This window comes from Ideonella aquatica, from assembly GCF_018069755.1.
GTDB lineage: Bacteria > Pseudomonadota > Gammaproteobacteria > Burkholderiales > Burkholderiaceae_C > Ideonella > Ideonella aquatica.
Window position 1 is genome coordinate 24,176 of the sequence record NZ_JAGQDE010000013.1, and the last position, 26,199, is coordinate 50,374.

Consider the following 26,199-nt stretch of genomic DNA (forward strand, 5'->3'; position numbering starts at 1 on the left):
CATCCGACAATTGGCGAACCCTGTATCTCAACCATACGGATCCGCATGAGCACCCTGGCCCGCCCCGACGCCTTCGACTGGACCCTGGTGCGCAGCTTCCTGCTGGTGCTGGAGGCCGGCAGCCTGACCGCCGCGGCACGCCGCCACGGCCTGCACCAGCCCACGCTGTCGCGCCATGTGGCCGAGCTGGAGGCGCAGCTGGGCGCGCCACTGTTCGAGCGCACCGGCCGCGGCGTGCGCGCCACGCCGGTGGCGCTGGCCATGGCCGACGCGGCACGGCAGATGCGCAGCGCCTCTCAGGCGCTGTCGCAGGCGGTGGCGGCCCGGCGCGAGAGCCTCTCAGGCACGGTGCGACTGGCCACCAGCGAGGTGGCGGCGTTCTACCTGCTGCCCGAGGTGCTGGTGACGCTGCAGCAGGCCGAGCCGGGGATCCAGGTGGAGCTGGTGGTGTCCAACACCGTGAGCAACCTGCTGGCGCGCGAGGCCGACATCGCGGTGCGTATGGTCCGCCCGGCCCAGGCCACGCTGGTGGCGCGTCAACTGGCCGAGCTGCCCATCGTGCCCTGCGCCCACCGCGACTACCTGGCCCGCCACGGCACGCCGCAGCGCCCCGAGGACCTGGCGCGGCATCGCCTGATCGGCTTCGACCAGGACGACACCATCCTGCGCGGCTTTGCCCGCATGGGCCTGCCGCTGGGCCGCGAGGCCTTTGCGCTGCGCTGCGACAACCAGCTGGCCGCCTCCGCGCTGCTCGCGGCCGGTGCCGGCATCGGCTTTGCCGCGCGCTATGCGTTGCCGTTGCTGCCGGGGGTGGTGCCCATCCTGCCGCAAATCGCCATCCCGCCGATGCCCTGCTGGCTGGCGGTGCACCGCGAGCTGCGCGGCAGCGCGCTGGTGCGGCGGGTGTGGGAGCACCTGGCGGAGGCGATTCCGCAGGTGCTGGCCCGGCGCGAGCTCAGGTCACCGGTGCCGGATTGAACAGCACCAGGGCGTTGTGCAGCCGGTGCTGCTCGGCCCAGGTGCGTTGCCCGCTGGCCACCGCCAGCAGCTGCTGGAACAGCGCCCAGCCGGCCTCCTCCACCGTCTGTTCGCCACGCGCGATGCGGCCGGCGTCCACATCCATCAGGTCGTGCCAGCGGCGTGCCAGCTCGCTGCGCGTGGCCACCTTGACCACCGGGCAGGCCGCCAGGCCGTAGGGCGTGCCGCGGCCGGTGGTGAAGACGTGCAGGTTCATGCCGGCGGCCAGCTGCAGCGTGCCGCAGATGAAGTCGCTGGCCGGTGTGGCGGCGAAGACCAGGCCGCGCTGATCACGCGCCAGCTTCTCGCCCGGTGGCAGCACATGGGCGATCGCGGCGCTGCCGCTCTTGACGATCGAGCCCATCGCCTTCTCGACGATGTTCGACAGGCCGCCGGCCTTGTTGCCCGGCGTGGTGTTGGCCGAGCGGTCGACGTGGCCGCGCTCAAGGTAGGCGTCGTACCAGGCCAGCTCGCGCACGATGGCCTCGGCCACCGCGGGCGTGGCGGCGCGCGCGGTGAGCTGCTCCACCGCGTCACGCACCTCGGTGTTCTCGCTGAACATCACCGTGGCGCCGGCGCGCACCAGCAGGTCGGCGCAGGCGCCCACGGCGGGGTTGGCGGTGACGCCCGAGAAGGCGTCGGAGCCGCCGCACTGCACGCCCACCACCAGCGCGCTGGCGGGGACGGTCTCGCGGCGGCGCGCATTCAGGCGCGCCAGCATCGGCCGGGCGCGCACCAGCACGTCGTCGATCATCGACGCGAAGCCCACGTGGGCAGCGTCCTGCAGGCACACCGTCTCGGGGCCGTCCTCGGCGCGGCGGCCATCGACCAGCGGGAAGCTGCCCGGCGGCAGCAGGCGCGCCGGCTGCAGTTTTTCGCAGCCCAGGCTCAGCACCAGCACCTCGCCGCCGAAGTTGGGGTTCTGGCTGATGTGGCGCAGCGTGCGGACGGGGATCTCGGCGCCGGGGGCGTCGATCGCCACGCCGCAGCCGTAGGTGTGCTCCAGGCCCACCACGCCGTCCACGTTCGGGTACAGCGGCAGCAGCTCCTGCTCGATGCGCCGCACCGCGTGCGCCAGCACACCCGCCACACACTGCACGGTGGTGGTGATGGCCAGCAGGTTGCGCGTGCCCACCGAGCCGTCGGCGTTGCGGTAGCCCTGGAAGGTCTGGCCGACCAGCGGCGGCGCCAGGGGCTCGGCCTGGGTGGCCATGGGCAGGTCGCGCAGCTCGCGTGCGGCGGGCATGGCCAGGCGCTGCTCGTGCACCCAGCTGCCGGCCGGCAGGTCCTGCGTCGCCATGCCAATGGTCACGCCGTAGCGCGTGACGGCGGCTCCGGCGGGAATGTCCACCAGCGCCAGCTTGTGCGCCTGCGGCACGGCCTCGCGCAGGACCAGACCGCCGGGCAGCACGGTGCCCGCCGACAGGCCGCCGTCGTTGCCGACGATGGCCACATTGTCCTGCGGCTGCAGGCGGATGAGGACCGGCGTGCTCACGCCGCGCTCACTCGACCTTCAGGCCGCCGGCCTGGACCACCTTCAGCCACTTGTCGCGCTCACGCGCCTCGAAGGCGGCCAGCTCGTCGGGCGCCATGCCCGAGGGCTCCAGGCCCATGGTTTCCAGCCGCTGGCGGATGTCGGGACTCTGCAGCACCTTGGCGATCTCGGTCTGCAGCCGCAGCACCAGCTCGCGCGGCGTGCCGGCCGGGGCGTGCACGGCCTGCCAGCTCTGCACGTCGTAGCCGGGCACGCCGGACTCGGCCAGCGTGGGCACGCTCTCGAAGCCCTTGACCCGCTTGCCGGCGGTCACCGCCAGCACCCGCAGCGTGCCGGCCTTGATGTGGGCGGCGGCGGCCACCAGGGTGTCGATGCCGAAGTCCACCTGGCCGGCGATCACGTCCTGGATCGCCGGACCGCTGCCGCGGTAGGGGATGTGCAGGATGAAGGTGCCGGCCATCTGCTTCAGCAGCTCGCCGCTCATGTGCTGGCTGGTGCCGCTGCCGGCTGAGCTGAAGCTGAGCTTGCCGGGGTTCCTGCGGGCAAAGGCCAGCAGCTCCTGCACCGTCTTGAATGGGCTGCCCGCAGGCACGATCAGGCAGTTGCTGGTGGCGCCGATCATCGTCACCGGGGCAAAGTCCTTGCCGGCGTTGTAGGGGATCTTCGGGTTCAGCGCCGGGTTGATGGCTTGGGTGGAGATGGTGCTGCCCAGGATCGTGTAGCCATCGGCCGGCGACTTGGCCACCGAGTCGGCACCCAGCACGCCACCGGCGCCGGCCTTGTTGTCCACCACCAGCGTCTGGCCCAGCGCGGCGCCCAGCTTGGGGGCGATCAGGCGCGCCAGGATGTCGGTGGTGCCGCCAGCGGCGAAGGGCACGACATAGCGGATCGGCTTGGTGGGCCAGCTCTGCGCCCGGGCGATCAGGGGCAGCAGGGCGGCGGCGGTCAGCAGGGTGCGGCGTTGCATGGGAACTCCGAAAGGGCGGTGGGGTGACGACTCGGCTACAGTGGGTGACCGGCTTGTCATCCGTTGTCGGTTGTCGTACAACTATGATCGTCGGGACCTGCCGTCCCTGTCAATGCCACCCGGCCCCGGGATATCCCCAGCCATGACCCTGCCGCCCGCCACCGAACGCCGCCGACCCCGCTCCCTCGCCCTGGAACTGGTGCAGGACCTGGGCGACCGCATCCGCGATGGCCGCCTGGCGCCTGGCGACAAGCTGCCGACCGAGGCCACGCTGATGACCGAGTTCGGCGTCAGCCGCACCGTGGTGCGCGAGGCGATCTCCAAGCTGCAGGCCGCCGGCCAGGTCGAGACGCGGCATGGCATCGGGACCTTCGTGGTGGGGGTGGGCGAGGCCGGGGGCTTTCGCATCGCCCCGGAGCAGATGGCCACGCTGCGCGACGTGATCGCCGTGCTGGAGCTGCGCATCGGCCTGGAAACCGAGGCCGCCGCGCTGGCCGCGCAGCGCCGCACCGCCGAGGACCTGGCCCAGATGCGCCAGGCCCTGGACGCCGTGGCACAGGCACTGGAGCAGGGCAAGGACGCAGTGAGTGCTGACTTTGCATTTCACCTGTCAATTGCCCGCGCGACCCAGAACCCGCACTTTGCCGAGCTGGTGAGCACGCTGGGCTCGCGCATCATCCCGCGCGCCCGCCTGGAGGGCGCCGAGGCCATGACCGACGAGCGCCGCGCCTACCTGCGCCGCGTCAACGCCGAGCACGAGAACATCCTCGACGCGATCGCCGGCGCCGATGCCGACGCGGCCCGCGCCGCCATGCGCACGCATCTGGCCAACAGCCGCGAGCGTCGGCGCCGCGCCAGCCTGGGCGCCGGCTGAAGGACCCGTCCGGGCCGGCCCGTAGCGCCTGCCTACGTGTTCCCACGGATCCGGAAGGACTTGCAAAGTCCGTGGATAGTTGTACGATGACGGACAACATAGCCGACCTGACTGTCCGCATCCCCGACGCCCATCCGACCGGAGCCCACCCCATGAGTCCCCACGAGCTGAAGCAGGCCATGTCCCACGGCCTGCTGTCCTTCCCGCTGACCGACTTCGACGCCCAGCTCGAGTTCGACCCGGTCGGGTACCGCCGGCGTCTGGAGTGGCTGATGCCCTATGGCGCCACGGTGCTGTTCGCCGCCGGTGGCACGGGCGAGTTCTTCTCGCTGGAGCCGAAGGAATTCGGTGAGGTGATCAGCGTGGCCGTGGACACCTGCCGGGGCCACACCCCGATCATCGCTGGCGCGGGCGGCGCCACCCGCATGGCCATCCAGTACGCCCAGGAGGCCGAGCGCCGCGGCGCCCAGGGCATCCTGCTGATGCCCCACTACCTGACCGAAGCCAGCCAGGACGGCCTGCTGGCCCATGTCGATGCGATCTGCCAGAGCGTGAAGATCGGCGTGGTGCTCTACAACCGCGGCGGTGCCCGCTACGCCCCCGACACCGTGGCCCGGCTGTGCGAGCGCAACCCCAACCTGATCGGCTACAAGGATGGCGTGGGCGACATCGAGCACTTCGTGCAGATGCGCCGCACCCTGGGTGAGCGCGTGACCTACCTGGGCGGCCTGCCCACCGCCGAGTTCTACGCTGCGCCGTACTACGCGATGGGCTGCCACGTGTACTCGTCGGCGGTCTTCAACTTCATCCCGAAGACGGCGATGGACTTCTACAAGGCCCTCGATCAGGGCGACCAGGCCACCTGCAACCGCCTGCTCGACGACTTCTTCATGCCCTACATCGCGCTGCGCAACCGCGGCCAGGGCTATGCGGTGAGCATCGTCAAGGCCGGTGCCGACCTCGTCGGCCATGGCGCCGGCCCGGTGCGCCCGCCGCTGTCGGACTTGAAGGCCGCCGAGCGTGACGAGCTGGCCACGCTGATCGCCCGCCTGGGCCCCCAATAAACCACCACCGGAGACAGACCATGTTCAAGCACTGCTTCGCCGTCGCCGCCCTGGCGGCCACCACCTTGTCGGCCTTCGCCTGGCCCGACAAGCCCGTCACGCTGGTGGTGCCCTTCCCGCCTGGCGGCTCCACCGACACCATCGCCCGCGCCATCGGCCCGAAGCTGCAGGAACGCTTCGGCCAGACCGTGCTGGTCGACAACAAGGCCGGTGCCACCGGCACGATTGGCGCCACCCAGGTCAAGCGCGCGGCGCCAGACGGCCAGACCTTCCTGGTCACCTCGCTGGGCCCGCTGGTGGTGGCGCCGCACCTGCTGAAGAACGTGCCCTACGACGCCGGCAAGGACTTCGACCTGCTCAGCGTGCTGGTGCAGGCGCCCAACGTGCTGGTGGTGCCGGCGGCCTCGCCGTACAAGAGCGTGGCCGATGTGCTGACGGCGCTGAAGGCCAACCCGGACAAGCTGAGCTTTGCGTCCTCGGGCAACGGCTCGTCCGACCATCTGACGGCCGAGCTGTTCTGGCTGCAGACCGGCACCAGCGGCCTGCACATCCCGTACAAGGGCGGCGCGCCGGCCATCTCCGACCTGCTGGGCGGCCAGGTCGACGCCTCGTTCCAGAACGTCAACGCGGTGCTGCAGCACATCAACGCCGGCAAGCTGCGTGCGCTGGCGGTGACCGGCGACAAGCCCTCGCCCGTGCTGCCGGGCGTGCCCACGCTGGCCGAGGCCGGTGTGAAGGGCGTGGACGTCTACTCCTGGCAGGCGATCGTCGCCCCCAAGGGCCTGCCGGCCGAGGTGCGCACCAAGATGACGGAGGGCCTGCAGGCCGCGCTGGCCGACGCCAAGCTGCGCCAGCAGTTCACTGCGGTGGGCCTGGAGATCGTTGGCAGCACGCCGGAGCAGTTCGCCGCCTTCCAGGTCAGGGAGAACGCGCGCTGGAAGACGCTGATCGAGACCCGCAAGATCACCGCCGACTGAGCCCCCGATGACGCACGACGCCCCCCGCATCACCGCGCTGCGCGTGATCCCGGTTGCCGGCCGGGACGGCATGCTGCTGAACCTCTCGGGCGCACACGCGCCCTTTTTCACCCGCAACCTGCTGCTCCTCACCGACAGCGCCGGGCGCACCGGTGTCGGCGAGGTGCCCGGCGGCGAGAAGATCCGCGCCACGCTGGAGGACGCCACCGCGCTGGTGGTGGGCCAACGGGTGGGCGCCCACCTGGGCGTGCTGCAGGCGGTGCAGCAGGCCTTCGCTGACCGCGACAGCGGCGGCCGCGGCCTGCAGACCTTCGACCTGCGCATCACCATCCACGCGCTGGCCGCCATCGAGTCGGCGATGCTCGACCTGCTCGGCCAGCACCTGGGCCTGCCGGTGTGTGACCTGCTGGGCGAAGGCCGCCAGCGCGACCGCGTCGAGATGCTGGGCTATCTGTTCTTCGTCGGTGATCGCACGAAGACCGATCTGCCCTACGCCGGCCCGGCCGACGAGGCAGACGACGCCGACGACTGGTGCCGCCTGCGCCATGAGGCGGCGATGACACCCGACGCCGTGGTGCGCCTGGCCGAGGCAGCGCGCGCGCGCTACGGCTTCAACGACTTCAAGCTCAAGGGCGGCGTGCTGACCGGCGACGCCGAGGTGGACGCCGTCACCGCACTCCACGAACGCTTCCCCGAGGCCCGCGTCACGCTGGACCCCAACGGCGGCTGGCTGCTGAAGGACGCGATCCGCCTGGGCCAGCGCATGCGCGGCGTGGTGGCCTATGCCGAAGACCCCTGCGGCGCCGAGGGCGGCTTCAGTGGCCGCGAGGTGATGGCCGAATTCCGCCGCGCCACCGGCCTGCCCACGGCCACCAACATGGTGGCCACCGACTGGCGCCAGTTCGTCCATGCGCTGAGCCTGCAGAGCGTGGACATCCCGCTGGCCGACCCGCACTTCTGGACCATGGCCGGCAGCGTGCGCGTGGCCCAGACCTGCCGCGACTGGGGCCTGACCTGGGGCAGCCACTCGAACAACCACTTCGATGTGTCGCTGGCCATGTTCACCCATGTGGGCGCTGCCGCCCCGGGCAAGGTCACCGCCATCGACACCCACTGGATCTGGCAGGACGGCCAGCGCCTGACGAAGGACCCGCTGCAGATCATCGGCGGCCATGTCGAGGTGCCGAAGAAGCCGGGCCTGGGCGTCGAGCTCGACATGGTCGAGGTCGACAAGGCCCACCAGCTCTACCTGCAGCACGGCCTGGGCGCCCGCGACGACGCGATCGCGATGCAGTTCCTGATCCCCGGCTGGACCTTTGACAACAAGCGGCCCTGCCTGGTCCGCTGAACACGGACCTCCACCCATGCTGACTTCCTTCGACGCCCGCACTGGCGTACCGCTGGCCGAACTGACCGCCAGTGGCCCCGCCGACATCGACGCCGCCTGCGCGGCCGCCGCCGCCGCCTTCGCCGCCTGGCAGGGCAGCGACGGCGTCACCCGCGGCGCGCTGCTGCGCGCGCTGGCCACGGCACTGGAGGCCGAACGCGAGAGCCTGGTGGCACTGGCCGACCGCGAGACCGCGCTGGGCCCGGTGCGCCTGAACGGCGAGCTCGACCGCACGGCCTTCCAGCTGCGCCGCTTCGCCGACATCGCCGAGCGTGGGGAGCCCTTCAAGGTCGTAGACGATCCGGCGGTGGCCGGTGCGCCGCCCGCGGGCCACCCGGCGATGCAGCGCTGGCGCGTGCCGCTGGGCCCGGTGGCGGTGTTCGCCGCCAGCAACTTCCCGTTCGCCTTCTCGGTGCTGGGCGGCGACACCGCCTCGGCGCTGGCCGCCGGCTGCCCGGTGGTGGTGAAGGCCCATCCGGGGCATCCGCAGCTGTCGCAGCAGACCTTCGCGCTGATCCAGCGCGTGCTGGCCGCGCAGGGCTTGCCGGCGGGTCTGATCGGCGGCGTGCAGGGCGCGGCGGTGGAGGTTGGCGTGCAGCTGATCCGCCACCCGCTGATCGCTGCCGGCGCCTTCACCGGCTCCACCCGCGGCGGTGCGGCGCTGGCGGCCGAGGCGGCGGCGCGTCCGTGGCCCATCCCGTTCTTCGGCGAGCTGGGCTCGATCAACCCGGTGATCGCGTTGCCCACCGAGCTGGCGGCCCAGGGCGCCGCGCTGGCCACCACGCTGGCTGGCTCGATCGCGCTGGGCTGCGGCCAGTTCTGCACCAACCCCGGCGTGGTCGTGCTGATCGACGAGGCCGCGGGCCTGGACGCACGCGCTGTCAACGACGCGTTCGTGGCCCAGCTGGCCGAGGCCCTGAAGGCGCAGCAGCCGCACGCCATGCTGACCGCGGGGATGCGCCGGGCCTTTGACGCCGGTGTCGGCCACTGGGCCGAGGCTGGCGCGCAGTTCCTGCAGCGTGAGGCCGCCGCCGACGACCAGCCGCCGCGGCCGGTGCTGGCCCAGGTCGGCGCGACCGAGTTCATCGCCCGCGCCGCGCTGCGCGACGAGGTCTTCGGGCCGTCCAGCCTGGTGGTGCGCTGCGCCTCGCACGCGCAGGCGCTGCAGGTGCTGCAGGCGGTGGGCGGCTCGCTGACCGTGACCGTCTGGGGCGCCCAGGCCGACAGCGCACCGGTACGCGACCTGGTGCGCGGCGCGATGGCCATCGCCGGCCGCGTGCTGTTCGCCGGCGTGCCCACTGGCGTGGCCGTGACCGCGGCGCAGCAGCACGGCGGCCCCTGGCCCAGCAGCACGCGGCCCGAGAGCACTTCAGTCGGCGACGCCGCCCTGGGCCGCTTCCTGCGGCCGGTGGCCTTGCAGGAGGCCCCGGCCTGGTTGACCGAGCGGGCCGGGCGCCCACTGTGAACCTCACGCAGACCCGCATCGGCCACTCGCCCGAGCTGCGCTGCCACACACGCCGGCCGGGCGAGCGCCGAGCGGGTCCTGGCCAACCCGGCGGCGGTCTTCGAGCGTGGGGCGGTGCTCAGCCGCGCGCTGTCGGCGCTGCGCCGGCCTCAGGCCGACACGTCGAGCAGCGAGCCCAGCACCGGGTCGTGCCGCGGCAGGCTCTTCAGGCTGGCCTGCAGGCGCTCGAGCGCGCGGCGCTCGGACTGCATCTCCTGCTCCAGCTGTCGCCCCATGGCTTCGGCGTTCTGGGCCGCCGGGCTGGGCGTCGGCGGACGGTGCGTGGCGGCGGTCACGGCGGCGCGGGGGTCGCGGCGCGGCCCCAGCGTCTCAAGCCGGGCCTGCGTCACGGCGGTCTGCAACGCCGTCAGCGTACTGGCGGTGGAGGTGTTCATGCCGCGCGCATCGGCCGATCGGGGGCCGCCTTGAGCGGCGGCCACCCTCGGAGTGCAACCATTTGTTTCTAGGGCGGGTCGAGCGCGTCAGAATGCACGCATGTCGCGTTCCGTTCTGCTGAAGCTCGCCGCGGTGAGCGGCCTCCTGACGATCCTGGCCGCGCCGTGGGCGCTGGCCATGCCGCCGCTGGCCTGGGTCTGCAAGCCGCTGACCACCGCGCTGCTGATCGCCTGGGCGGCCGGTCGGGGCCTGAGCGACCCGATGCGCCGCCCGCTGCTGCTGGGCCTGGTGTGCTCGTGGGTGGGTGATGTCGCGCTGCTGTGGCCGCAGCAGGGCTTCCTGCCGGGGCTGGTGAGCTTTCTGCTGGCCCATGTGGCCTATGGCGTGGCGCTGTGGCGCGGCGGTGCGCGGCCCTGGTGGCCGGCGATCGCGCTCTACGCCGTGGTGGCGCTGGCGGTGCTGCAGCGCCTGTGGCCGGGCATTGCACCGGCCTTGCAGGGGCCGGTGGTGGCCTATGTGCTGGCCCTGGCCGCCATGGCGGCGCTGGCGGCCGCGCGCTGGCGGCGGCTGCGCAGTGTCGGCGCGGCCTGGGGTGCGCTGGGCGGGGCGCTGTTCATGCTGTCCGACGCCACGCTGGCGTTTGACCGCTTTGCAGCGCCGGTGCCGCTGGCCTCGCTGTGGATCCTGGCCAGCTACTGGGCCGCCCAGGCCTGCATCGCGGCGGCGTTGCCACCGCCGCGATCGGCCAGCTGAGCGGCCGCGGCAGACCTTACTGGGCGCCGGAAGCGCCCGAGGCCTTCCTGTCAGCCTTGCGGGCGGCCTTGCGATCGGCCTTGCGCTCCTCCTGGCGAGCCGTCTGGCTGCCATCCTGGCGCTTGTCCTGGCGGGCCTCCTGACGGGCTTCCTTGCGGGCGGCCTTCTTGTCGGCATTGGCTGCCGATGCGGCCGGCGCCGCCTGGGCGGCCGGAGCGGGAGCGGCAGGGGCTTGCGCGAACGCGGTGGCCGAGGCGAACAGCAGGGACAGCAGGGGCAGACGGAAGTTCATGGTGGGCCTGTGACAAAAAGGGTTGGATGAGGGCCCCGACAATACAGCCAGAGACTGCTGCCGGGTGATCAGCCAACGCGGCGGTGCTCGCCGCCGTTGACGGCCCGTCCCACGATTGGCAGTAAACCCTTGAACCGGCCCGACCCCCAGGAGCCCCCCGTGGATGCCCCGCTGCCCTCTTTCGACGAGTTTGCACAGGCCCGGCGCGCCCAGGGCTTCGACGAAGTGGCCGAGCGCCACTGGCCACCCGAGGCGGTGGTGCCCACCCACGCCCATCCCTTCGCGGTGGAGGCGCTGATGGTGGCCGGCGAGATGTGGCTGGGCACCGGCGACGGTGTGCCGCGCCACCTGCGGCCTGGGGACCGCTTCACGCTGGCGGTCGGGCAGCCCCACGACGAGCGCTACGGCCCCGACGGCGCCACTTATTGGGCCGCGCGCCGCCACGCCTGATCAGGTCTGGATGACCTCGATGTGGTACAGGCCCCAAGGGCAGCGCTGGAAGCGTTCGGCCAGCGGCAGGTCCTGGATGCCGGGCAGGCGGTCGGCGTCATAGACCGCCCACAGCGGGCCCAGGCCGCCGATCGCCAGACTCTGGCCGTCGATGCGGGTGGCCAGGATCATCTTCCAGGCGCGCACATCGGCCAGGCTCAGCTCCATGCGGTAGCCATCCACCGCGCGCAGCGCCAGCATCACGCCGGGCTGTCCGGGGGTGATGCCCAGCGTGGCCAGCACCATCTCCAGCGGCGGGCCGCTCAGCGTGTGCGCCTTGGCGTCGTACTCCAGCGTGGGCTGGATGGTCTCGGCCGGCAGGTTGGCCAGTGCGGCGGCATCAAAGGTGTAGGCCTGCTCCCAGGCCAGGCCGTGCTTGGCGGCCATCTGGTCAAGCGCCTTGTCCAGCGGGCCGCGGTTGCTCTTCTTGATGGCGCCGCTGATCGTCAGCAGCACCGGGCTGCGCAGCGGCGGCGGGGCGGGCGCACGGGCCGGTGCCGTGGGTCGGCGCGGCGGCGCCTTGCGCGCCGGCGCGGCACGCTTGACCGGTGCCGCCTGGGCGGCCGGCAGCACGGCCGCCACGGCGCCCAGCAGGAAGGCACGCTTGAGCAGGTTCATGGGCAGGGTCCGTGAACAGACAAAGGGGGCTGATCTTAGCGGGCTCCTGCGCGGTGGCTCCAGCCTTTACCATGGCGGGCTTCACCGCACCTGCACCGCACCATGGCCCTCTATGCACTCGATGATCAGCAGCCCGAACTCGCCCCCGGCGCCTGGGTGGCCGACTCGGCCGAGGTGATCGGCCAGGTCCGCCTGGGCGAGGACGCCAGCGTCTGGTTCGGCGCCGTGGTGCGCGGCGACCAGCCCGAGCCGATCACCATCGGCGCACGCAGCAACATCCAGGACGGCAGCGTGCTGCACGCCGATGCCGGCCTGCCGCTGACGATCGGCGAGGACGTCACCGTGGGCCACAAGGTCATCCTGCACGGCTGCACCGTGGGCGACGGCACGCTGATCGGCATGGGCGCGGTGGTGCTCAATGGCGCGGTGATCGGCCAGGGCTGCCTGATCGGTGCCGGCGCGCTGGTCACCGAGCGCCAGCAGATCCCGGATGGCTCGCTGGTGGTGGGCAGCCCGGCGGTGGTCAAGCGCCAGCTCAGCCCCGAGCAGCAGCAGCGCCTGGCCTTCGGTGCCGCCCACTATGTGCACAACGCCCAGCGCTATGCCCGGGGCCTCAAGCGCATCGGCTGAGCCATGCGCGTGACCGAGCTGCGCCAGCGCCTGCAGGCGCTGGGCGCGCAGCCGCTGCACCTGCAGCGCGTGCTGCGCGAGTGGACCCACGCGCTGCCGCCCGACGCCCACAAACGCCGGAACGACGACTTCCTGCCGCTGGCGCTGCGCGACGCACTGCCCGCGCTGCGCACCGAGCTGGCCGGCCTGGCCACGCTGCGCGAGCAGCACCCGGGCGAGGACGGCTCCTCGCGCCTGCTGGTGGGCCTGCACGACGGCCAGGCTGCCGAGGCGGTGCTGCTGCCGCGCGATGGCGTGTGCGTCTCCACCCAGATCGGCTGCGCCGTGGGCTGCGCCTTCTGCATGACCGGCACCGGCGGCCTGGTGCGCCAGCTCGGCAGCGCCGAGATCGTCGCCCAGGTGGTGCTGGCGCGCACGCTGCGGCCGGTGAAGAAGGTGGTCTTCATGGGCATGGGCGAGCCGGCCCACAACCTGGACAACCTGCTCGAGGCGATCGAGCTGCTGGGCACGGTGGGCCAGATCGGCCACAAGAACCTGGTCTTCTCCACCGTGGGGGACGAGCGCGCCTTCGAGGCCCTGGCGCAGATGCGCGTGAAGCCGGCGCTGGCGCTGTCGCTGCACACCACCAAGGCCGACTTGCGCGCGCAGCTGCTGCCGCGCGCGCCGCGCATCGCGCCTGAAGAACTGGTGGAACGCGCCGACGCCTACGGGCGCCTCAGCGGCTACCCGGTGCAGCTGCAGTGGACGCTGCTGCAGGGCGTCAACGACGGCGACGACGAGCTGGAGGGCATCGTGCGCCTGCTCCACGGCCGGCGCATGGTGCTCAACATGATCCCCTACAACGCCGTGCCCGGCCTGCCCTTCGAGCGCCCCAGCTGGGAGGCCGCCGCTGACATCGCCCGCCGGCTGTACCGCCGCGGCGTGCTGACCAAGCTGCGGCACTCGGCGGGTCAGGACGTGGACGGCGGCTGCGGCCAGCTGCGCGCGCGGGCCGAGGATGGCGTCAGCGTGGTGCGCGGGCCGGCGCGGCGGCGTGCCTGAGCGGTGATCAGCGGGCCGCCCACTCCCGCGCCAGCAAGCCGTAGATCGCCGAGTCCGACGGTCGGCCGTCGATGATCCAGCGCTCGCGCAGCCGGCCCTCCAGCCGAAAGCCCAGCGACTCCAGCGCGCGGGCCGAGGCCAGGTTGTCGGGGTCGATGTCGGCCTCCAGGCGGTTCAGGTCCAGCGGGCCGAAGGCGTGGTCAATCACGCTGCTGACCGACTCGCGCTGGTAGCCCTGGCGCCAGTGCGCGGGCGCGATGCCGTAGCCGATCTCGGCGCGGCGGCAGCCGGCGTCCAGGTGGAACAGCGACACGGTGCCGATCAGCGCGCCGCCGTCGCGCAGGACAACGCCCAAGCGCAGGTGCTCGCCGGCCGGCAGCTCGCGCTGGTCGCGCTCGATCATCGCGTGGGCCTGGTCGATCGAGGTCCACGGCGGCGTGCTCCAGAAGCGCATGAAGTCGGCGTCGCCGTAGATTGCGAACAGGGCCGGCGCATCGCCGGGCTGCAGTGGGCGCAGGTGCAGGCGCGGCGTGAGCAGCTGCAGCGTGGAGAAGTCGGGCATCAGCGCGCCGGCGCCTTGTACGGCTCGACCAGCTCGGCCGCCAGTGCATAGCCGCTGACGCCCATGTCGGTGTTGCTGCGCTCGGTGGCCAGCGCGCCGGTGACCCAGACGGTGTCCATCGCGTGCCAGACCGCCGGGGTCTTGAGCCGCACATGGACGATCTGGTTGGCCGGTGGCGGCGGGCTGTGGATGCAGGCGCCGAAGTAGGGCACCAGCAGGAACTCGCCGATCTTGCCGCCGGGCTGGTTGTCCAGCGGCACCACGTAGCCGGGCAGGCGGATGCGGGCGCCCTCCAGGTCGGCGCGGGTGGGGGCGTTGTCCCAGACCGTGCGCATCTCGCGCATCATCGCCAGCTCGTTGGCGCTGCCTTCGCGCACCTTGGCGGGGTCGCGGTTGCGCTGGCCCTTGAACGGGTCCCAGTCCTTGGGCACCAGCTCGGACCAGGCCAGGGTGCGCGGTGCGCTGCCCTGGGCCCAGGCGCGGTGGCCGGCCAGGCCTGCCGCGGTGGCGATCAGAACGGCTCGGCGCCGCGGGTGGACACAGCTCTTGGACATCAGCTTCCTCGGGGAGTCAGGCCATCGGCCAGCGACAGCCGGTAGGCGCGCCAGCCCGGCAGCAGGCCGGCCAGTGTGCCAGCCAGCACCACGCTGCCCAGCAGCAGCCACTCAACGGGCCGGGGCCCGCCGCCGCTGAGCGTGATGCCCCAGCGCGTCTGCACCCAGGGCGCCGCCAGCGCCCGGATGATGGCCCAGGCCAGCGCGCCCAGCAAGGCGCCGCTGGCGCCCAGCACCGTGCCTTCCAGCGCCAGCAGCGTGAACACCCGCGACGGCCCGGCGCCCACCGAGCGCAGCACCGCCAACTCGCGGCGGCGCTGCTCCAGCGCGGTCACCACCACCGCCACCAGGCCGGCCAGGCTGACGGCGCCGACCAGCACGCTCATCAGCACCAGCGCGCGCTCGGCCTGGCCCACGGCGTCCCACAGCTCGTCCAGCGCCACGCCGGGCAGCACCGCCATCAGCGGTTCGGCCTCGAACTCGGCCACCCGGCGCTGCAGGCCGAACACCGCGGCGCGCGACTTCAGGCCCACCAGCACCGCGGTCACGGTCTTGGGGCTCAGGTCATGCTGGTTCACCTGGTCGGCCGGCACCGCCAGGCCCGGCAGCGGCACGCCGGCCGCCCAGTCCAGGTGGATGGCTTCCATGCCGGCCAGGCCGATGTGCACCGAGCGGTCCACCGGCGTGCCGGTGCGCGCCAGGATGCCCACCACGGTGAAGGGCTTGTCGGCGTGGTCGTTGCTGTCCAGCTCGCCGCCGCCGTGTCGCAGCACCAGCGGCTGGCCCAGACCGTAGCCCAGCCGCTCGGCCACCTCGGCGCCGATCACGGCGTCGAACACGCCCTCGAAGCGCCGGCCCTGGGCCAGCACCAGCGGCTGACGCGCGCCCCAGCGGAAGTGGGTGAAGTAGTCGGCCGTGGTGCCCACCACCGGGAAGCCGCGGTGCGCATCGCCCAGCGACAGCGGCACGGTCCAGGCCACCGCCTTGTCCTGCGCCAGCGCCTGCACGCTGGACCAGCGGATGGTGTTGGTGGGCTGGCCCAGGCGGAACACCGCGTAGAGCATCAGCTGCACGCCGCCGGTGCGCGCGCCGACGATCAGGTCGGTGCCGGAGACCGCACTGGCGAAGTTCTCGCGCACATCGTGGCGCAGCCGCTCCACCGCCAGCAGCAACAAGGCCGACAGCGCCACCGACAGCACCACCAGCGACAGCGCAAAGCGGCGGTGCCAGGCGCTGCGCGCAGCCAGCGCGAGCAGGCCTCTCATGACGGCAGCGCGGCGTGCCCCGCGCGGTTGATGGCCGGCAGATCCAGCACGCGCACGAAGTGCTGGGCCAGGCGCTGGTCGTGGCTGACGAACAGCAGCGCGCTGCCGACGCGCTCGCACTGCGCGATCAGCAGGCGCATGAAGGCGTCGCGCCGGCCCTCGTCCAGCGCCGAGGTGGGCTCGTCGGCGATCACCAATTCAGGCTCGCCGATCAGCGCCCGCGCCGCCGCCACCCGCTGCTGCTGACCCACCGACAGCGCGGTGGCCGGGCGCGGCCACAGCGCCGCTTCCAGCCCCAGCGCCTGCAGCAGCGCTTGGGCGGCGGCGCGCTCGCTGGCATGGTGGGCGCGGGCGCGCTGCGCACGGCGGGCCGAGAAGCGGCAGGGCAGCAGCACGTTGTCCAGCACGCTCAGGTAGGGCAGCAGGTTGAACTGCTGGAACAGGTAGCCGACGTGGTCCACGCGCCGCGCATCGCGCGCACCCGGGCGCAGCGCCTGCCAGTCCTGGCCCAGCAGCGCCACGCGGCCGGCGCGCGGCAGCAGCACGCCCGCGGCCAGCGACAGCAGCGTGCTCTTGCCGCAGCCGCTGTCGCCGCGCAGCAGCACGCGCTCGCCCACGGCCAGTGCCAGCGCGGGCAGGTCCAGCGTGTCGGTGGCCTCGCCGGGGTAGGCGAAGCGCACGCCGTCGAAGGACAGCACCGGGCCGCTCACGATCACGGCGCCAGGCGCAGGCGGGGTTGGCTGCGACTCAGCCGGGCCTGGCGCTGGCCGCTGGGCAGGGCGGTCTGCACATCGACGCGTTCCAGGCGGCTGAAAGCCTCGAAAAGGCGCACGTCCACCTCCGCCAACCGCGCCGGCTGGGCGCAGCGGAAGCGGTATTCGGCGTCGACATCGGCATGCGCGCCGGCTGCTGCCCCCGGCCGCTCCAGCACCGGGGCCGACACCGTGGCCGCCTGCAGCGTGCACTGCGCGGCGGCATCGGGGCGCCACAGCGCGGCGCCGTCACGCAGCCGGGCCAGTGCCGCCTGGGCGGCCTGGCGCTCGGCCGGCGTGCGCGGCGCGCGCTCGAAGCCCAGCAGGCTGTCCAGCGGCATCTCCAGCGCGATCGTCAGCTCGGCGCCGTCCAATGCCAGGTCAACGCGGGCGATGCCATGCTGGTGGGCGGGGCCGGCCCAGGCCGAGGCCGTGAGCAGCGCCAGCAGGGGCAGTCGACGAATCAAGGTGACAAGGTTCATCGGGGGGTCCGGCGGATCGCGGGCCGCCAGTGTGCCTCAGGCGCCCGGTGCGCGGCCCAGGCGCGCGGCCGCGGCCCGCAACAGGGCGCGGGCATAGGCGTGGTGCAGGCCCACCAGCAGCCCGGCCAGTCCGAAGCGCCGCCAGCGGCTGGTGCCCGCGCGCGGCAGCAGCGCCGAGCCAAACAGCAAGCGCGTGCCGCCCTGCGGCAGCCGCTCGACCATCCACCAGCTGCGGATGCGCTCGCCTTGCACCGCCATCAGCAACTGATCGCGCACGCGGGCCTCGACGCGCCAGAGGGCGAACTGCTGCGCGCTGCCCATGGCCAGCGCCTGCACGTCAGAAGCGGTGGTCGGGTGGCCGGCCCAGCCCAGCAGGCGGCGCTCCAGCCGGAACAGCCAGCTGTGGGCAAAGCCCAGCAGGTAGTCGGTCAGGTCCAGGCTGTGCGGCAGCGTCAGCGCCCAGCAGTCGACCAGCGCGCCGCGCTCGGCGTAGGCGCGCAGCAGCGCGGCCTCGGGCAGGGGCGCGGCGACAGCCTTCAATGCGCCACCCTCGGCACCCAGCCGGCCGCCAGCAGCGGCACGCTGATCACCGCCAGCGCGGTGGACAGCAGCACGATCCAGGCGATGCGGCCGGCATCGGCCTCGTAGCGCTCGGCCAGCATGGTCACGTTGCTGGCCGAGGGCAGCGTGGCGGCCAGCACCACCACGCCCAGTGTGAACGGGTCCATCGGAAAGCCCAGCGCCGCCACGCCCAGGCTGGCCAGCCACACCGCCAGCGGGTGCAGCGCCAGCTTGATGGCGACGATCCAGCCCTCGTCCACCGCGCCATGCGGCGCCTCGCCGGCACCCGCCGAGCGGGCCAGCACGCCCCCCAAGGTGAACAGCGCCACCGGGCTGGCGGCATCGGCCAGCAGGCCCAGCAAGCGCGCCGCTGGCGCCGGCAGCTGGAACCCGGTGGCCGAGGCCAGCACGCCCAGCACGATCGCCCAGGGCAGCGGGTTGGTCAGCATGCCCTTGAACATCCGCCCCACCGCCTCGCCCGCATGGCCGGCGCCGATGCGCGACAGCGCGATGCACACCGAGGTGGTGATGACCATGTCCACCGCCACCGTGACGATCACCGGCCCCGCCGCCTGGGCCCCCAGCAGCGCCACCAGCACCGGCACGCCCACGAAGCCCGAGTTGGGGAAGGCGGCCACCAGCGCGCCGAAGGACGCATCGTTCCAGCCCACCGCGCCGCGGCGGGTGGTGGCGATCGTCAAGCCCACGATCACCGCCGCCGCCAGCCCCCAGGTCAGCGCCACCGCCGGGTCCAGCAGGCGCTCGATCGGTGTGCTGGCGCCAAAGCGGAACAGCATGCACGGCAGCGCCACCCACAGCACGAAGGTGTTCATGCCCGGGATGGCCGCCATCGGCAGCCAGCCGCGCCGCCAGCCCAGCCAGCCCAGGCCGACCAGCGCGAAAAATGGCGTGGTCACGCCCAGCACCTGCACTACACCGTTCACGCGGATGTCCTCAGGGTCTAGGCCACAGCGCCCACACGCGCAGCGCCTGCTTGGTGCGGCCGGCCTGGGCCTCGGGCTCGTCGCCCCAGCCCCAGAAGAAGTCGGCGCGCACCGCGCCGACGATCGCGCTGCCGGTGTCCTGGGCCATCACCAGGCGCTGCAGTGGCCGGGTGGACAGCGGCTCGGTGCTGTCGATCCACACCGGGGTGCCATACGGAATGCTCTGCGGGTCCACCGCGATCGAGCGGCCGGGCGTCAGCGGCACGCCCTGGGCGCCCTTGGGGCCCAGCGACGGGTCGGGCAACGGCTCCTCGCGGAAGAACACATAGCGCGGGTTCTGCCACAGCAGCTCCTGCACCCGCCTGGGGTTGCGCCGCGCCCAGTCCTTGATGCCGGGCCAGCTGGCCTCGCCGGGCTTGAGCTCGCCCTGGTCCAGCAGCCAACGGCCGACCGACCGGTAGGGCTGGTCGTTGTGGCCGGCAAAGGCCACGCGCACCAGCTTCTCGCTGCCGTCGGGCTCGGTCAGGCGCAGCCGGCCCGAGCCCTGGATCTGCAGCACCAGCGCGTCCAGCGGGTCGTCGACATAGGCGATCTCGCGGCCCTTGAGCGCTACCGCGGCGGCGCCGGGGGTCTCGATCTGCTGGCGGGTGTACCAGGGCTTGCGCTGAGCCAGATCGGCCGGCACCGTGTACAGCGGCACGCGGCGCGTGGCGGTGGGCTTGCGGCTGGCGGCCACCAGCGGCTCGAAGTAGCCGGTCAGCAGGCCCTCGGGGTTGGCATCGGGCGATTCCACGCGGTAGACCACCAGGCGGTCTTCCAGGAAGCGCCGCAGCGCAGCGTCGTCAGGGGCCTTCAGCGCCGCCAACTGGCTGCACAGGGCCACCCAGGGGTCGACCGGCACCGCGCAGCCGGCGCGCAGTGCGGGCAGCCACTCGCTCAGGCGATCGACGCCCCAGCCGGGCAGCTCGCCCCAGGCGGCGGGAATCCAGTGGGCACGCGGGCGCGCCAGGCCGCCCGGTGGCAGCGGCACGGGTTCGGTGCTGAGCTTCAGGTCGGGCCGGCGCTGCTCCACAGGGGCCGGGCCCTCGGGGCGCGTCGCCAGCAAGCCGCAGCCAGCCAGCGCCGCCAGCAGCGCCGAGGCGGCAAGGTAACGGGACGAATGCATTGCCCCAGATGGTAGGTCACCCACGCGGCGGCCAGAAGAAACTGGCCGGCGCGCGCCGCAGCCGCCCGAGGATGGCGTCACGCAGCCGGGCCTGGTCCTTGAGCTTGAGTTGACGCGAGGCCAGCGCCACGCGCAGCGCCAGGAAGAAGCTGACGCCCAGGTTCAGCGCGCCGATCACCGGAATCGCCGCCAGGCAGCGCCAGAACTCGGGTTGCTGCAGCAGCTCGGTGCCCAGCGCGCCCAACGCGGCGGCCAGCTGGCCCATGGCCAGCGTGACGTGGCGCACCTCGATCGGCAGGCCGAAGAAGCTGCCCAGCGCCGGCACCAGGCCCAGCAGCAGGCCCAGCGAGGTGTTGGCGGCCAGGCCCGAGACATTCGCGCGCCACCACAGCGCCCAGCGCTGCGCGCGCTCAGGGCCCAGCAGCGCGCGGCTGCGTGGGTTCCAGGCGATGGCGCTGTCCAGGCGCTGGAAGACGAACCAGTTCTCCACCCAGCCGGCGATCAGGCTGGAGGCAAACAGCAGCACGCCGGTGAAGGCGGCAAAGAGGGCGCTGGGGCCCAGGATGTCCAGCGAATGCAGCACGTAATGCGCGTCGGTCTGGCCCACCAGCGGCGCGCCGGCCCACCACCAGCCCAGGCCCTGCAGCGCCAGCACCACCGGCACCACCAGCGCCAGGTTGCCGACGATGCCGGCCATCTGCGAGCGCAGCAGGTGGGCCACCTCGTCGACGAAGCCCTCCACCGCCTGCTCGTCGCGGCCGATGCCGTCCAGCCGCGCGGCCATGCTGGGCGCGGTCATCGCCGGCTGCTTGGTGGCCACGGTCCAGTGCAGCAGTTGCACGATGACAAAGCTGATCGCGTAGTTCAGCCCGGCGGCCAGGCCCGCCCAGAAGATCGGCAGCGCCAGCGCGCCCAGCGCGAACTTGGCCAGCGTGGTCAAGCCGATCACCGCGCCGCCGCCGGCCGCGTGGCGCAGCATCTCGAGCCAGCCGGCGCGGTCGCGGGTGATGTAGTGCTCGCCGGTCTCGGCGCTGCGCTCGGTGACCTTGCGCGCCAGCAGCGCGTAGTGACGCGCCAACAGCCGGCCCAGGCCGCGGCGCTCGGCGGCGGCCTCGGCCAGGGCCTCGATCAGGCGGCGCCAGGCCGAGGCCGGCTGCGGCGCCAGCAGCAGATCGAGCAGCAGCTCCATGCGCTCGCGACGGCGGCGCAGCTGGTCGATCTGGAACACCAGGTCCACCGAGATGCCGTGTTCGTCCAGGTGCTGGCGCACGCTGTCGGCGGCGGCCACGCAGGCCTGCAGCACGGCGCGCAGGTACTGCGCCTGCTGCAGGCGCTCGGCGGCGTCGGCGCCGTCACGGTGGGCCACGCGCAGGGCCTCCGCGGTGCGCGCCAGTTCATGAAACGGGCGCTGGGCCAGCGCGGCCGGGGGGGGGGGGGGGGCGGCGGGGCCCCCCCCCCCCGGCCAGGCCGGCGGCGCGCATCTGGCCGGCCAGCAGCTGCAGGGCGTCAATCAGCACCGCCTGCGGCGGCTCCTCGGGCGTGTCGGTGCACAGCGCGGCCAGGCCCAGCAGCGTGGCGTCGTCCAGCGCGGCCAGCCAGGTGGCGTCGCCCTCGGCGCACAGCAGCTGGAACAGCTCGCCCAGGTCATGGGTCTGCGGCGTGCCCGGCAGCAGACCCAGGCGCAGCCGCTCGGCCAGTTCGCTGACAAAGCCCTGGCGCGGCGAGAACCCGAAATCGGCCAGCAGGCCGGCCGGGTCCAGCGCGGCCAGCGTCTGGCGCAGCAGCGCGCTGACGCGGCCGTGGGCGTCGGCGTCGTGGTCCAGCGCGCTCAGCAGGTGGCGCAGCCGGCGCACCGGCCAGGGCACGTCGCGCAGCGGATCGGCTTCGTCCACCGCCGGGCCGTCGGCGCGCACCCAGGCCAGCAGACGCACCAGCCACAGGTGGCGCTCGACCGCGGGCGCCGCCGCATCCGCCTGCGCCAGCAGCGCGGCCAGTCCGGTCATCAATGCAGCGCGCTGGCCTGCGCCAGTTCGAAGGGCGCGATCGGGGTGTCGAACCAGTGCGCGTCCTCGGTGATGCAGAAGAAGCTGCCCTGCATGCGCCCGCGCGGCGTGGCCAGCCGGGTCCAGCTGGTGTACTCGAACTGCTCACCCGGCTGCAGCAGTGGCTGGTGGCCCACCACGGCCAGGCCGCGCACCTCCTCGGTGTGGCCGGCGCTGTCGGTGATGATCCAGTGGCGCGCCACCAGCTGCGCCGCGATGTCGCCGGTGTTGCGCACCGTGATGGTGTAGGCAAAGGCCCAGACATGGTCGGCGGACGAGGACTGCTCGGGCAGGTACTGCGTGGCCACCGAGACGCTGAATTGCGGAGTCGACATCGGGTCATCCTAGCGCGGCTCCGTAAAATCAAGGTTTCGGCCCGCGCCAAGCCCCTTCACGCCACACCCGTCATGACCACCTACCGCATCGCTCCCAGCATCCTGTCGGCCGACTTTGCCCGCCTGGGCGAGGAGGTGAAGAACGTCCTGGCAGCCGGGGCGGACTGGATCCACTTCGACGTGATGGACAACCACTACGTGCCCAACCTGACCTTTGGGCCGATGGTCTGCCAGGCGCTGAAGAAGCACGCCGTCAAGCCCGATGGCACGCCCGCCCCGATTGACGTGCACCTGATGGTGCAGCCGGTGGACGCGCTGGCGCTGGAGTTCGCCAAGGCGGGCGCCGACATCATCACCTTCCACCCCGATGCCTCCACCCACGTGGACCGCACGCTGCAGCTGATCAAGGGTGCCGGCTGCCAGTGTGGCCTGGTGTTCAACCCGGCCATGCCGCTGGACGTGCTGGAGTGGACGATCGACAAGCTCGACGTGATCCTGCTGATGAGCGTGAACCCCGGCTTCGGCGGCCAGAGCTTCATCGAGCACACGCTGCGCAAGGCCGAGCAGGTGCGCAAGTTGATCGATGCCAGCGGCCGCGACATCCGCCTGGAGATCGACGGCGGTGTCAAGGGCGACAACATCCACCGCATCGCTGACGCCGGCGCCGACACCTTCGTGGCCGGCAGCGCGATCTTCGGCAAGCCCGACTACAAGGCCGTGATCGACGAGATGCGCGCCGCGCTGGCCTGACGATCTTGGCCGATTTCCCGCTCGACGCCCTGCCGGGCCACTACATCCGGCGCCTGCAGCAGATCGCGGTGGCGGTCTTCCTGGAGGAGACGGCCGAGTTCGGCATCACGCCGGTGCAGTTCGCCGCGCTGCAGGCCGTGCGCCAGCAGCCGGGCCTGGACCAGCGCAGCCTGGCGCGCACGATCGGCTACGACACCTCCACCATCGGCGGCGTGGTCGACCGCCTGGAAAAGCGCGGCCTGCTGCAGCGCCAGGCCTCGCCCAGCGACCGCCGCGTGCGCCAGCTGGTCCTCACGACCGAGGGCGAGCGGGTGCTGATGCTGATCATCGCGCCCATGCAGCGCGCCCAGCACCGCATGCTGGCGCCGCTGCCGCCGGACCAGCGCGACGAGTTCCTGCGCATGCTGGTGGCCCTGGTGCAGGGCAACAACGAGCTGGCCCGGGCGCCGGGCGAGCTGGGCTGATCAGCGCACCGTGCGCGAATAAGCCCGGAACACCTGGTCGCGCACCCAGCCCATCGACTCGTACAGCGCCTGCGCGCCGATGTTGTCGTGGGCGGTGGTCAGGTCGATGCGCTGCTTGTTGTCGTCGCGCGCCGCGTTCACGGCCGACAGCAGCAGCAGCCGGCCGGCGCCCAGGCGCCGCGCCACCGGTTGCACGTAGATGTCGTAGAGCACGTAGATGGGCGCCAGCTCGAGCGAGCACCAGCTGGGGTAGAGCTGGCAAAAGCCGATCACGCCGGCCGCAGCGGTTTCGGCCACGATCACCCGAGATTCGCCCGTCACCAGGCGTTGCTGCAGGAAGGCCTGGGCCGCCACGCGGCCCGGGGGGCAGTGGTAGAACTGGCGATACTGCTCGAACAGCTCGCCCAGCCTCGGAAGGTCGGACAGGGCGGCGTCACGCGTGCTCAGCATGGGGGTTCCCGGGGTTGGCTCGGGCCGACTCGGGCAGCCCGAAGACGCGGTCGAAGGCCCAGGTGAAGGCCACCGCGTAGATGAAGAAGAAGGCGACGATACCCAGGTCAGCCAGCAGCGCGGCCCACAGCGTGGTGTTGAGCCACCAGGCCATCAGCGGCACCAGCATCACGACCAGCCCGCCCTCGAAGCCGATGCCGTGCGCCAGCCGGCGCCGCCACGAGCGGCCTTTGACCGCCTGGCGTGCCTCCCAGCGCTCGAACAGGCTGTTGAACACCCCGTTCCAGACCAAGGCCACGCTGGACAACAACAGCGCCAGCGCCAGTGATGAGGCCATCGGCGCGTCGAACAGCCAGGCCATGGCCGGGCCGACCGCGGTGATCGCGATCGCCTCATAGAGCACGGCCTGCACAACGCGGCGGGCGATGGGGGTCAGGGCCAGGGGCATCGGCCCATCATAGGGGCGCCAAGCTGCCGGCGCGCTGACAAGGGATCAGCGTGCGGGCGCTGAGGCCACCGGCGGCACGTAGACGTTCTCAGGAGCGATGCTGCGCGGGACCAGCCGGCAGTGCAGGGCTTCACCGGCCACGGTCCAGTCCAGACGCGGGCCGCGCAGCTCGACCTTGGCCTTGTGGGCGCCGTCGACGTAGACGGCCTCGCGGCCCTCGCGCACGCGGCGCAGCGACCAGCGCTTGCTGTCCAGCTCCACATGCGCCATGAAGGGCGTGCTGGTGAGCTTGAGCACGCGGCCGTCCTCGCAGCGGTAGTCGGCCGGCGCGGCCTGGACGGCCAGCGGCAGCGTGAGCAGCACGGCGGCCAGCGGGCGCATCAGGCGTCGATGCCGTAGCGGGCGCGGTAGGCCGCCACGCGCTCGAGGTTGGCGGCCAGCGCGGCATCGCCGGTGGTCTGCAGCAAGGCCATCAGGTCGGCCAGCGTGGCGATCGAGACCACCCGCAAACCGAGCTCCTGCTCCACATACTGCACGCCCGAGCGGCGGTTGGCCGGGTCGTCGCTGGCGCGCTCCTGGCGGTCCATGGTGATGGCCACGCCCACCGGGGTGGCGCCGGCGGCGCGAATCATGTCGGCGGCTTCGCGTTTGGAGGCGCCGTCGGTGATCACGTCGTCGATGATCAGCACGCGGCCGCGCACCGGCGCGCCCACCAGCGTGCCGCCTTCGCCGTGGTCCTTGGCTTCCTTGCGGTTGTACGCAAAGGGCACGCTGCGGCCTTCCTTGGCCAGGCCGATGGCCACCGCCGCGGCCAGCGTGATGCCCTTGTAGGCCGGGCCGAACAGCATGTCGAATTCGAGGCCCGAGGCGATCAGCCGGCGTGCATAGAATTCACCCAGCCGCATCAGCTTGGCACCGTCGTCAAAGAGGCCGGTGTTGAAGAAGTAGGGCGACTTCCGGCCGGCCTTGGTGGTGAAATCGCCGAAGCGCAGCACCCCCGCCTCCACCGAGAACATGACGAATGCCTGGGCCAGGGCGTCGGTGGTGGGCGTGGTCGACATGAAGGGACAGACGGTGGGTTTCAGACTGGTTTCGCTCAACCTGAACGGCATCCGTTCGGCGGCTACCAAGGGCTTTCGCGAGTGGGCGCAGGCCCACGCGCCGGATTGTATGGGGGTGCAGGAGGTCAAGGCGCAGGCGCCGGACGTCGAGGGGGTCTTCGACCACCTGGGCGAGCTGCGCGGCCACTTCCACTACGCCCAGAAGAAGGGCTACTCCGGCGTGGGCCTGTACACCCGCCACGAGCCCAGCGACGTGAAGATCGGCTTCGGGGTGCCCGAGTTCGACGACGAAGGCCGCTGGGTGGAGCTGCGCTTCGACAAGCCCGGCCGCCAGCTCAGCCTGATCAGCTGCTATTTTCCCAGCGGCTCCAGCGGCGAGGACCGCCAACAGGCCAAGTTCCGCTTTCTGGATGCGATGGCGCCGCACCTGGCCAAGCTCAAGAAGACGCGCGAGTTCATCCTGGTGGGCGACGTCAACATCGCGCACCAGGAAGCCGACCTGAAGAACTGGAAGTCCAACCAGAAGAACAGCGGCTTCCTGCCCGAGGAGCGTGCCTGGATGACCCAGTTGTTGGGCACCGGCAAGGGCCAGGGCGGCCTGGTCGACGTCTACCGCCGCCTGCACCCGACCACCACCGATGAGTGCTACACGTGGTGGAGCAACCGCGGCCAGGCCTACGCCAAGAACGTGGGCTGGCGCCTGGACTACCACCTGGCCACGCCAGCGCTGGCCGAACACGCGAAGGCGGCGGCGATCTACAAGGACCAGAAGTTCAGCGACCATGCGCCGCTGACGATTGACTACGGGTTCAAGCTCTAGCGCCTGAAGGCGGCTGACTGCCCTTTGCAGTCAGTCGAGG

Annotated in this window: 33 protein-coding genes; 13 read left to right on the plus strand and 20 right to left on the minus strand. The window is 72.3% G+C overall.

Annotated elements, in window-relative coordinates:
* Positions 1-45 precede the first annotated feature (45 nt).
* Entirely contained in the window at positions 46-978 is a 933-nt protein-coding gene (locus tag KAK06_RS14895; RefSeq protein ID WP_210802919.1) for a LysR family transcriptional regulator, read from the plus strand.
* On the opposite strand, the gene garD is transcribed toward KAK06_RS14895, so the two are convergent.
* Positions 956-2,512 carry a galactarate dehydratase gene (gene garD, locus KAK06_RS14900; protein WP_210802920.1) on the minus strand — a complete coding sequence of 519 codons (1,557 nt, stop codon included), beginning with the start codon at positions 2,510-2,512 and terminating at the stop codon, positions 956-958. The genes KAK06_RS14895 and garD overlap by 23 nt on opposite strands.
* A gap of 7 nt (positions 2,513-2,519) precedes the next feature.
* Positions 2,520-3,479, minus strand: a complete 960-nt coding sequence (locus tag KAK06_RS14905; protein WP_210802921.1) for a Bug family tripartite tricarboxylate transporter substrate binding protein — start codon at positions 3,477-3,479, stop codon at positions 2,520-2,522.
* 142 nt (positions 3,480-3,621) lie between these two features.
* Between KAK06_RS14905 and KAK06_RS14910 the strand changes: the two genes are divergently transcribed.
* From KAK06_RS14910 to KAK06_RS14930, 5 genes are all read left to right on the plus strand, one after another.
* Positions 3,622-4,353 carry a FadR/GntR family transcriptional regulator gene (locus tag KAK06_RS14910; RefSeq protein WP_210802922.1) on the plus strand — a complete coding sequence of 244 codons (732 nt, stop codon included), beginning with the start codon at positions 3,622-3,624 and terminating at the stop codon, positions 4,351-4,353.
* A gap of 152 nt (positions 4,354-4,505) precedes the next feature.
* The gene (gene kdgD / locus KAK06_RS14915) at positions 4,506-5,417 is read left to right on the plus strand and encodes a 5-dehydro-4-deoxyglucarate dehydratase (protein ID WP_210802923.1); all 912 of its coding nucleotides are present in this window, start codon (positions 4,506-4,508) and stop codon (positions 5,415-5,417) included.
* 20 nt (positions 5,418-5,437) lie between these two features.
* Complete coding sequence (locus KAK06_RS14920) at positions 5,438-6,394, plus strand: Bug family tripartite tricarboxylate transporter substrate binding protein (RefSeq protein ID WP_210802924.1); 957 nt, start codon at positions 5,438-5,440, stop codon at positions 6,392-6,394.
* A gap of 7 nt (positions 6,395-6,401) precedes the next feature.
* Positions 6,402-7,742, plus strand: coding sequence for a glucarate dehydratase (gene gudD / locus KAK06_RS14925; RefSeq protein WP_210802925.1), 1,341 nt, complete (start codon positions 6,402-6,404; stop codon positions 7,740-7,742).
* A gap of 16 nt (positions 7,743-7,758) precedes the next feature.
* On the plus strand, positions 7,759-9,246 hold the full coding sequence (locus KAK06_RS14930; RefSeq protein ID WP_210802926.1) for an aldehyde dehydrogenase (NADP(+)): 1,488 nt from the start codon (positions 7,759-7,761) through the stop codon (positions 9,244-9,246).
* A 149-nt stretch (positions 9,247-9,395) separates the two neighbouring features.
* Here the strand turns inward: KAK06_RS14930 and KAK06_RS14935 are convergent, their stop codons facing one another.
* Positions 9,396-9,680, minus strand: a complete 285-nt coding sequence (locus KAK06_RS14935; RefSeq protein ID WP_210802927.1) for a hypothetical protein — start codon at positions 9,678-9,680, stop codon at positions 9,396-9,398.
* 100 nt (positions 9,681-9,780) lie between these two features.
* Between KAK06_RS14935 and KAK06_RS14940 the strand changes: the two genes are divergently transcribed.
* Positions 9,781-10,434: a lysoplasmalogenase gene (locus tag KAK06_RS14940; RefSeq protein WP_210802928.1), complete on the plus strand. Its 654-nt coding sequence runs from the start codon at positions 9,781-9,783 to the stop codon at positions 10,432-10,434.
* 16 nt (positions 10,435-10,450) lie between these two features.
* Here the strand turns inward: KAK06_RS14940 and KAK06_RS14945 are convergent, their stop codons facing one another.
* Positions 10,451-10,726 (minus strand): hypothetical protein, encoded by a 276-nt coding sequence (locus tag KAK06_RS14945; protein WP_210802929.1) that lies wholly within the window; start codon positions 10,724-10,726, stop codon positions 10,451-10,453.
* 159 nt (positions 10,727-10,885) lie between these two features.
* Here KAK06_RS14945 and KAK06_RS14950 point away from each other — a divergent pair, with 159 nt between their 5' ends.
* The gene (locus tag KAK06_RS14950; protein ID WP_310741098.1) at positions 10,886-11,176 is read left to right on the plus strand and encodes an AraC family ligand binding domain-containing protein; all 291 of its coding nucleotides are present in this window, start codon (positions 10,886-10,888) and stop codon (positions 11,174-11,176) included.
* Here the strand turns inward: KAK06_RS14950 and KAK06_RS14955 are convergent, their stop codons facing one another.
* On the minus strand, positions 11,177-11,833 hold the full coding sequence (locus KAK06_RS14955) for a putative pterin-binding protein (protein ID WP_210802930.1): 657 nt from the start codon (positions 11,831-11,833) through the stop codon (positions 11,177-11,179). It abuts the gene before it with no gap.
* A gap of 102 nt (positions 11,834-11,935) precedes the next feature.
* On the opposite strand from KAK06_RS14955, the gene KAK06_RS14960 reads away from it, so the two are divergent.
* Positions 11,936-12,463, plus strand: a complete 528-nt coding sequence (locus KAK06_RS14960) for a gamma carbonic anhydrase family protein (protein WP_210802931.1) — start codon at positions 11,936-11,938, stop codon at positions 12,461-12,463.
* A 3-nt stretch (positions 12,464-12,466) separates the two neighbouring features.
* Positions 12,467-13,504, plus strand: coding sequence for an RNA methyltransferase (locus tag KAK06_RS14965; RefSeq protein WP_210802932.1), 1,038 nt, complete (start codon positions 12,467-12,469; stop codon positions 13,502-13,504).
* Between the two features lie 7 nt (positions 13,505-13,511).
* On the opposite strand, the gene KAK06_RS14970 is transcribed toward KAK06_RS14965, so the two are convergent.
* From KAK06_RS14970 to apaG, 11 genes are read right to left on the minus strand one after another with little or no spacing between them, the layout of a single operon-like run.
* Entirely contained in the window at positions 13,512-14,066 is a 555-nt protein-coding gene (locus KAK06_RS14970; protein ID WP_210802933.1) for a GNAT family N-acetyltransferase, read from the minus strand.
* Positions 14,066-14,620, minus strand: a complete 555-nt coding sequence (locus KAK06_RS14975; protein WP_210802934.1) for a DUF3299 domain-containing protein — start codon at positions 14,618-14,620, stop codon at positions 14,066-14,068. Before KAK06_RS14975 ends, KAK06_RS14970 begins: the two co-directional genes overlap by 1 nt.
* Positions 14,620-15,885 (minus strand): ABC transporter permease, encoded by a 1,266-nt coding sequence (locus KAK06_RS14980; RefSeq protein WP_210802935.1) that lies wholly within the window; start codon positions 15,883-15,885, stop codon positions 14,620-14,622. The genes KAK06_RS14975 and KAK06_RS14980 overlap by 1 nt, the downstream gene beginning before the upstream one ends.
* Entirely contained in the window at positions 15,882-16,595 is a 714-nt protein-coding gene (locus tag KAK06_RS14985; RefSeq protein ID WP_210803035.1) for an ATP-binding cassette domain-containing protein, read from the minus strand. The genes KAK06_RS14980 and KAK06_RS14985 overlap by 4 nt, the downstream gene beginning before the upstream one ends.
* A gap of 2 nt (positions 16,596-16,597) precedes the next feature.
* The gene (locus KAK06_RS14990; RefSeq protein WP_210802936.1) at positions 16,598-17,119 is read right to left on the minus strand and encodes a DUF2796 domain-containing protein; all 522 of its coding nucleotides are present in this window, start codon (positions 17,117-17,119) and stop codon (positions 16,598-16,600) included.
* 36 nt (positions 17,120-17,155) lie between these two features.
* On the minus strand, positions 17,156-17,659 hold the full coding sequence (locus KAK06_RS14995) for a hypothetical protein (protein ID WP_210802937.1): 504 nt from the start codon (positions 17,657-17,659) through the stop codon (positions 17,156-17,158).
* Positions 17,656-18,624, minus strand: coding sequence for an AEC family transporter (locus KAK06_RS15000; protein ID WP_210802938.1), 969 nt, complete (start codon positions 18,622-18,624; stop codon positions 17,656-17,658). Before KAK06_RS15000 ends, KAK06_RS14995 begins: the two co-directional genes overlap by 4 nt.
* A 10-nt stretch (positions 18,625-18,634) precedes the next feature.
* Entirely contained in the window at positions 18,635-19,789 is a 1,155-nt protein-coding gene (gene mltA / locus KAK06_RS15005; protein ID WP_210802939.1) for a murein transglycosylase A, read from the minus strand.
* 16 nt (positions 19,790-19,805) lie between these two features.
* Positions 19,806-21,155, minus strand: a complete 1,350-nt coding sequence (locus tag KAK06_RS15010) for a transporter-like protein (protein WP_310741099.1) — start codon at positions 21,153-21,155, stop codon at positions 19,806-19,808.
* A 28-nt stretch (positions 21,156-21,183) separates the two neighbouring features.
* Entirely contained in the window at positions 21,184-21,792 is a 609-nt protein-coding gene (locus KAK06_RS24420) for a transporter-like protein (protein ID WP_259373631.1), read from the minus strand.
* On the minus strand, positions 21,792-22,166 hold the full coding sequence (gene apaG / locus KAK06_RS15015) for a Co2+/Mg2+ efflux facilitator ApaG/CorD (RefSeq protein ID WP_210802940.1): 375 nt from the start codon (positions 22,164-22,166) through the stop codon (positions 21,792-21,794). Before apaG ends, KAK06_RS24420 begins: the two co-directional genes overlap by 1 nt.
* Before the next feature lie 72 nt (positions 22,167-22,238).
* Between apaG and rpe the strand changes: the two genes are divergently transcribed.
* Positions 22,239-22,916 (plus strand): ribulose-phosphate 3-epimerase, encoded by a 678-nt coding sequence (gene rpe, locus KAK06_RS15020; RefSeq protein ID WP_210802941.1) that lies wholly within the window; start codon positions 22,239-22,241, stop codon positions 22,914-22,916.
* 5 nt (positions 22,917-22,921) lie between these two features.
* Positions 22,922-23,380 carry a MarR family winged helix-turn-helix transcriptional regulator gene (locus KAK06_RS15025; RefSeq protein WP_310741100.1) on the plus strand — a complete coding sequence of 153 codons (459 nt, stop codon included), beginning with the start codon at positions 22,922-22,924 and terminating at the stop codon, positions 23,378-23,380.
* On the opposite strand, the gene KAK06_RS15030 is transcribed toward KAK06_RS15025, so the two are convergent.
* Genes KAK06_RS15030 through pyrE form a run of 4 tightly spaced genes read right to left on the minus strand, consistent with a single transcriptional unit; the run spans position 23,381 to position 25,339 of the window.
* Positions 23,381-23,830 carry a GNAT family N-acetyltransferase gene (locus KAK06_RS15030; RefSeq protein ID WP_210802942.1) on the minus strand — a complete coding sequence of 150 codons (450 nt, stop codon included), beginning with the start codon at positions 23,828-23,830 and terminating at the stop codon, positions 23,381-23,383.
* The gene (locus tag KAK06_RS15035; protein WP_247652893.1) at positions 23,814-24,278 is read right to left on the minus strand and encodes a PACE efflux transporter; all 465 of its coding nucleotides are present in this window, start codon (positions 24,276-24,278) and stop codon (positions 23,814-23,816) included. Before KAK06_RS15035 ends, KAK06_RS15030 begins: the two co-directional genes overlap by 17 nt.
* A 45-nt stretch (positions 24,279-24,323) precedes the next feature.
* Positions 24,324-24,659 (minus strand): hypothetical protein, encoded by a 336-nt coding sequence (locus KAK06_RS15040; protein WP_210802943.1) that lies wholly within the window; start codon positions 24,657-24,659, stop codon positions 24,324-24,326.
* On the minus strand, positions 24,659-25,339 hold the full coding sequence (gene pyrE, locus KAK06_RS15045) for an orotate phosphoribosyltransferase (RefSeq protein WP_210802944.1): 681 nt from the start codon (positions 25,337-25,339) through the stop codon (positions 24,659-24,661). The genes KAK06_RS15040 and pyrE overlap by 1 nt, the downstream gene beginning before the upstream one ends.
* On the opposite strand from pyrE, the gene KAK06_RS15050 reads away from it, so the two are divergent.
* Positions 25,338-26,159 carry an exodeoxyribonuclease III gene (locus tag KAK06_RS15050; protein ID WP_210803038.1) on the plus strand — a complete coding sequence of 274 codons (822 nt, stop codon included), beginning with the start codon at positions 25,338-25,340 and terminating at the stop codon, positions 26,157-26,159. The two genes, pyrE and KAK06_RS15050, sit on opposite strands and share 2 nt — an antisense overlap.
* Positions 26,160-26,199 lie beyond the last annotated feature (40 nt).